Here is a 5517-nt window from a genome sequence, read left to right as displayed (position 1 = left end):
CAGGACCTTGGACGCAATACCCTGATCGTATGTTACAGATGCGTGCTAGAAGCTTTGCTCTAAGAGATGTATTCCCTGATATTTTATTGGGGCTTTCTTACGCAGTCGAAGAATTAAAAGATATAACGCCTGCAGAAGAGGTTAAGCCAGTTTCAAAATTAGAAGCTCTTGAAGCCAATATTATATCTTCTAAAGAAATTGAACCTTTAACTGTCACAGAAACATTTGATCCCAATACAGGTGAAATAATATCTGAGCAATCTGTAACATCAGATCAAGATGAACAACAGAATGCAAAAATATTAGATTGGTACAATAAAGCTACTGCACAAATTAATAGCTTCAAAAACGAAGATGATTACAAAGAATGGGCAAGAAAAAATAATAAAGCTCTTAACAGATTGAGAGAAGTTAAAGAAGAGCTATCCGATCAATTACTCAGTGTAATTCATCAGAAAATGGAACAGTTTGAAAAAGCAAAAAGAGTTATGGGCAATAATTATGGGAAATAAATTAAAAGGAAGTTCGATGAACAAATATAATTGGCCACAAGCTCACATGCCAATGAATGAGTATCTTCAAACTTTATGTAAGTTACAATTTCATCAAGATGCAATGAACGATGCATGGTTATATAGCAAAAATTTACTTTCCGTAATAAGTAGTGAAGAAATTTATCGCCAGTTTATTGATGTTGAACATTATTTAGAATTGCTTATGGCGTTACAAAAAATATCAAACTTATTTAAAGAAGTAAATAAAGGGTTCCTGGAGGTAATCAATGACCACTGATCCAAACATGAAAGTTATTAATAAGTATGTTTCTCTTACAGTAAAAGATGCAGATATAACTGCTAAATTATTTACAATTGGTCTCAGAATTGCAGATATAAAATCACTCATGGAAGAATGCGTTTACACTATTGATGATATGAAAAAAACATGGGAAGAAACATGCGAATCAGAAATTAATATATTGGCCGCAACCTTAGATAAAGTCAGCTTTTCATGGGATAAGATATTTAGACAATATAGAAACATTTTAACAAAAGAGTTCAAAAAACTTCCAGAAGAAAATAAAGATAAGGAGAAGGAAAGTGACATTAGTAGAAGAACTAAAAAACGATCCGCTGTTAACAACTAAAGATGCCGCCAAACAATTAAAGATATCTGCGGGAACTGTAATTAATGAAACAAGAGCCGGTAGACTAGGCCATATAAAAATTAGATCAAGAACATTTTTTAGACTATCAGATTTAACAACATATTTACAAAATCAACACGTAAAGCCATGTCAAAATACGAACTCAAAAAAAGAAAAGACAAACCAAATTGGTATATTGTCTGGACCGAAAATAGGCAAACTCACCGCCGCTCAACGGGGACGGAAGATCGCCGAGAAGCTGAACTCGTTTTAGCATCTTTTCTACTACAAATTAATAAGAAAGCATCTGATGTAAGTAATGATGTTTTAATTATAGATGTATTAGATCAGTATTATGATAAATATGCTTGTAATGTTAGTAGTGAACCAACCGTCAGATACTCTATAAAATTATGGAAAGATTTTTTTGGATATACAAAAGTCTCTGAGATTAATTTTGATCTAACGGATCAATATATTTTAACCAGGCAAAACAAAGATATAAAACATGGGACTATTTCTAGAGAACTTTCTGTATTAAAGGCGGCACTAAATAGAGCTGTGAGATATGGCTTAATTAAATCTGCTCCAGCAATTTCTTCTTTGTCTTCATCTCCACCTAAAGAAAGATATTTAACAAGGGATGAAGCAGCTAAGCTACTGTTTGCGGCTCATGATCTATATCTTAGACTGTTTATTAGGTTAGCTTTATATACAGGGGCAAGAAGTGGGGCCATTTTAAAGTTAACCTGGGATAGAGTTGATTTTAAAAATAAATTAATTTTTTATTCACTACCTGATGAAATAGAAAAAAATAAAAAGAAATCTGTAGTTCCGATTGAAGGGGCACTATTGAGATCTCTTAAATTTGCTAGAGCACACGCTTCAACAAATTATGTAATAGAGCGGATGGGGTCTCCTATAAATAATATTAAAAAGAGTTTTAAGTCTGCATGTCTTAAGGCAGGATTAAATGATGTTAGTCCTCATACTTTACGACATACTTGCGCCACCTGGATGGCACAAAATGGCGTGCCCATTTTTGATATTTCCGGGATGTTAGGACAACGCGTCACGGCAACTACAGAGCGTTATGCTAAACATCAACCTGAATACTTACGTAAAGCAGCGTGGGCAACTTTAAGAAACCGCGAGCCCTACGCGAGCCCTGAAGAGAAAGTGAGGAAAGTGTATGTATCTAAATAATTGCAGAAAACCAGCTATTTCACTGGAGCGGGCGAAGGGATTCGAACCCTCGACCCTAACCTTGGCAAGGTTATGCTCTACCCCTGAGCTACGCCCGCTTAAAATAATTTAGATCATACCGTGATAAATCATTTTGGCAAGTGTTCTATTGGCCCTTGATCAGAAAAAAGTCCTGGTCATTCCTTGATAAAGAACAAAAAAAGCAAATCCTATCAAAAAAATAGCTGAGATACGGTTAAGTTTTCTGACAATAATCCAATCCAATCTATGTCTTACGATCGCAACACTTAGGGTTAAAATCATCCACCATAGTAAAGAACCAACAAAAACCCCAAGGACAAAGAAAATTATCTTAAACGGGTTATTCACAAAATTATTCAAATGGGCAAACCCATTGCCCACCACACCCAGGCCTGTCATAACTGCAACAAAAGAAAGTAAGGTCATAGGGTTAAATAAGGTAATTGAACAAGATGAAAGAAAACATCCTGCAATACTAGGTTTCCGTTCATTCAAAGATTGCTTTGGTTCTTTGGCATCTGTTGAATACCATTCCATAATCCCTAACACACATAAAACAACAAAACCTATCATGCTAAATAGAAAACCATTTCTTGCTAAAAATTCACCCACAAAACTTAAACTATAGGCCGCAATAAACCCATAAAAACTATCTGCCAAAGCTGCACCTAGTCCAATCACAAGGCCAGCAATAATGCCTGAGGCTAAAGTTCTTCTAATTAATAAAAATCCGGTGGGACCAATAGGGGCTGCAATAAGAAAGCCAACCATTAAACCTTTTAAAAACAATAAAAACGCTTCTAGTTCTATAGACATATCAACATATAATTTTAAAATTTAAGTTCATCACCTATGCCTACATAGCTTTTTAAATTTATAGGTAAGTAATAAAATTATTATGATTTTACTTTACAAAAGGCAATATAAATAGATTTAATTCATTATGCCGATTTTTCCAATCAAGGATTTTTTTTCATCTTTATTACCCAACCATGCTATATTTGGTCTTGATTATGGCCAGAAAACCATTGGTATTGCTTTAAGTGATCCAAATTTGATTGTCGCATCCCCTCTTCAAACGATTTACCGAAAAAAATTTTCAATTGATATAAAAATATTAATTGATCTTATTCAAACCTATAAAATTGGGGGGCTTATTATTGGATTACCCTTACATCTTGATGGTAACCAGGGAAGAAAAGCTCAAGCCGTTAATGATTTTGCCAAAAATATTATGATGGTGCTTGATTTACCTATAACCCTATGGGATGAAAGATTTTCAACAATAGCCGCCGATAAAATGATGCTTGAAAGTAATTTATCAAGAAAAAAAAGGGACTTACTTATTGATCAAATTGCAGCAGCCTATATGTTACAAGGGGCGTTAAATTATTTTAAAAATAAAATTAAGAATGAGAATGGATAAAGGATGCCAGAATTGGACAATCCGTATGTTTATTCTTTTCACATTGGGTAATTAATTCCTGCAAAACATTAACCATCAATTGCAAATCATGAATCCGGACCTTTAAATCATCAAGATGTTTAAGCGCAATATGACGTACCTCTAGACGATTCGTTTTTTTATTTTGCCAAACATTTAATAAAATTTTAATATCTTCTGTGGCAAAACCTAAATTCTTTGTACGTTTTATAAAATGCAATATATCAATATCTGATTTTTTATAAATTCTATAATTAGTAGAAGTTCTTGTAATTTTTCCTAATAATCCTAGCTTTTCATAATGACGTATCATCTTTGCCGAAAAACCAGTTATTTTAGAGACATGATTAATTGTTATCATCATATAACCTTAATTAAGATTTTGGAAGAATGGGTCGCCATAAAGAAAATAACAGGGCATTACCTATGATACTTATACTGCTTCCAGCCATGATAATACCAGAAAGCGACGGGGTTAATAATCCTGCTGCAGCCAAACTCACACCTATAATATTATAGGCAAATGTCCAAAATATATTTTGACAAATTTTCCAATAAATTTTTCTAGCCAGAACTAAAGCTTGATCAACCCATAATGGATCATTATGGATTAAAATAATCGATGCTGTATGAAGGGCAATATCGCTTCCAGAAGCCATTGCCATACTTACATCTGCTTCCATTAAAGCTGGGCCGTCGTTTATTCCATCACCTACCATAACAACCATATTATTTTGCTTACGGAAATTTTGAACAATTTGTTTTTTTATCTCGGGCGTTGTTTCTGCAATGATAGAATCTGCACCCAATTTTTTACCTACGAAATCAGCAGATGATTTATTATCACCCGTTAGAAGTACAACCTTCATTCCTTTATCTTGTAAAATTTTAACTATTTGAGTTGCATGAGGTTTTAAAGAATCTTGGAGGGCAAATAGAGCAAGATTTTTTTGGCGAGGATCAATTTCTGCAAGCCAAGCCAAACTATAACCGCTATTTTTATGATCTTCTGCTTTGCTTGCAAAAGAAGTTATTTCTATATTCTCTTGAACAAGAAGTTTTTCATTACCTAAAACAAACCAAGCTTGTTTTTCTTGAATATATCCTTTTACCCCTAATCCTGGAATAACTTTAAAATCTCCAACTGTAAAAATTTTTTGTTCATTTTTTGGCAATTTCTCAAAAGCTTGTTGAAATGCATGGCTAAAAGAATGACCTGATCCCTTTTGTAAGGCTGCTGCTATGGCTATAAATTCATGAGCTTCAGATCTATCACACGTATCAATATGCTGTATTTCTGGCAATCCTGTTGTCAATGTTCCTGTTTTATCAAAGATAACAGTTTTAATTTTCGCTAATTTTTCAAAAATGCGAATATTTTTAAAGAGAAGTCCATAACGAGCCCCCAACCCTGTTCCAACTAAAAATATAACGGGCGTTGCCAAACCCAAAGAACAAGGACAGGCAATAATTAAAACAGAAATTGCATTAATAAGTGCTTGGTCAACATTCCCATTATATGCCCACCACCCCAAAAATGTACCAAGAGCAATAAAAATAATTATGGGCACAAAAAATGCACTTAACCGATCAATTAATCTTTGGATAGGAATTTTTTGCTGACGTGCCTCTGTCACAAGTTTAATAATATTAAATAATCTTGTCCCTTCTTGAAGGGCATCAACTTTAACAGTTAAATGGC

8 protein-coding genes and 1 tRNA gene are annotated in these 5517 nt (G+C 33.8%); 5 read left to right on the top strand and 4 right to left on the bottom strand.

What is annotated here, in order from left to right; all coding sequences use genetic code 11:
- The 4 genes from K1X44_08690 to K1X44_08675 form a co-directional block, all read left to right on the top strand.
- Positions 1–512 (top strand): hypothetical protein (locus tag K1X44_08690; GenBank protein ID MBX7147365.1); only part of this gene is annotated, 512 nt, incomplete at its 5' end.
- A gap of 52 nt (positions 513–564) precedes the next feature.
- On the top strand, positions 565–792 hold the full coding sequence (locus tag K1X44_08685) for a hypothetical protein (protein MBX7147364.1): 228 nt from the start codon (positions 565–567) through the stop codon (positions 790–792).
- Positions 782–1144: a hypothetical protein gene (locus K1X44_08680; GenBank protein MBX7147363.1), complete on the top strand. Its 363-nt coding sequence runs from the start codon at positions 782–784 to the stop codon at positions 1142–1144. The genes K1X44_08685 and K1X44_08680 overlap by 11 nt, the downstream gene beginning before the upstream one ends.
- A gap of 147 nt (positions 1145–1291) precedes the next feature.
- Positions 1292–2350 (top strand): site-specific integrase, encoded by a 1059-nt coding sequence (locus K1X44_08675; GenBank protein ID MBX7147362.1) that lies wholly within the window; start codon positions 1292–1294, stop codon positions 2348–2350.
- Positions 2351–2373: 23 nt separating this feature from the next.
- On the opposite strand, the gene K1X44_08670 is transcribed toward K1X44_08675, so the two are convergent.
- Positions 2374–2448 (bottom strand) — tRNA-Gly (locus K1X44_08670).
- Between the two features lie 61 nt (positions 2449–2509).
- A complete protein-coding gene (locus K1X44_08665) occupies positions 2510–3187 on the bottom strand; it encodes a LysE family translocator (GenBank protein ID MBX7147361.1) in 678 nt (225 codons plus the stop codon).
- A 127-nt stretch (positions 3188–3314) separates the two neighbouring features.
- Here K1X44_08665 and ruvX point away from each other — a divergent pair, with 127 nt between their 5' ends.
- A complete protein-coding gene (gene ruvX, locus K1X44_08660; GenBank protein MBX7147360.1) occupies positions 3315–3797 on the top strand; it encodes a Holliday junction resolvase RuvX in 483 nt (160 codons plus the stop codon).
- On the opposite strand, the gene K1X44_08655 is transcribed toward ruvX, so the two are convergent.
- Positions 3778–4179 carry a MerR family transcriptional regulator gene (locus K1X44_08655; GenBank protein ID MBX7147359.1) on the bottom strand — a complete coding sequence of 134 codons (402 nt, stop codon included), beginning with the start codon at positions 4177–4179 and terminating at the stop codon, positions 3778–3780. The genes ruvX and K1X44_08655 overlap by 20 nt on opposite strands.
- Positions 4180–4189: 10 nt before the next feature.
- A partial coding sequence (locus tag K1X44_08650) for a heavy metal translocating P-type ATPase (protein ID MBX7147358.1) occupies positions 4190–5517 on the bottom strand: 1328 nt, incomplete at its 5' end.

The organism is Alphaproteobacteria bacterium, from assembly GCA_019695395.1.
In the GTDB taxonomy this organism is placed as follows: Bacteria; Pseudomonadota; Alphaproteobacteria; order JAEUKQ01; family JAIBAD01; genus JAIBAD01.
The sequence above is the reverse complement of the archived record's forward strand: the minus strand, read 5'-3'. Positions and strand labels throughout refer to the sequence as shown.

Bases quoted from the DNA above. Each gene is read 5' to 3' on its own strand.
- K1X44_08655 (MBX7147359.1), bottom strand. From the start codon at position 4,179: ATGATGATAACAATTAATCATGTCTCTAAAATAACTGGTTTTTCGGCA.
- K1X44_08675 (MBX7147362.1), top strand. From the start codon at position 1,292: ATGTCAAAATACGAACTCAAAAAAAGAAAAGACAAACCAAATTGGTAT.
- K1X44_08685 (MBX7147364.1), top strand. From the start codon at position 565: ATGAATGAGTATCTTCAAACTTTATGTAAGTTACAATTTCATCAAGAT.
- K1X44_08680 (MBX7147363.1), top strand. From the start codon at position 782: ATGACCACTGATCCAAACATGAAAGTTATTAATAAGTATGTTTCTCTT.
- K1X44_08665 (MBX7147361.1), bottom strand. From the start codon at position 3,187: ATGTCTATAGAACTAGAAGCGTTTTTATTGTTTTTAAAAGGTTTAATG.
- ruvX (MBX7147360.1), top strand. From the start codon at position 3,315: ATGCCGATTTTTCCAATCAAGGATTTTTTTTCATCTTTATTACCCAAC.